Consider the following 353-nt stretch of genomic DNA (forward strand, 5'->3'; position numbering starts at 1 on the left):
CGAGCATCTGCTGGAAGTGAACGCCCGCCGCCATTGAGCGGGTGGGGTGCCCCCCGAAGTTTACACGGAACGCTGCCGAAGTTTGCATCGGGTCGTTGCCGTTGGATCCCGCTTCGTGGAGATGTCGCCCCCGCACATTATGCGGTTTCTGTCGCGCGCCATCACCGGAAGATCCCAGCCTTCGCCGGGATGAACGCTTGACGGCGAATGCTGCCAGACCCGTCAAAGAGCGCATACGACGCTCTTCTGTCACGATGAAGCGGTGCAGGATAGCCGCGCCTGGGGCGGCAGTGGTGGACGCACTTGGGCTCGAACCAAGGACCCGCTGATTAAGAGTCAGCTGCTCTACCAAC

Source organism: Sphingomonas sp. Leaf25, from assembly GCF_001421635.1.
Taxonomy (GTDB): domain Bacteria; phylum Pseudomonadota; class Alphaproteobacteria; order Sphingomonadales; family Sphingomonadaceae; genus Sphingomonas.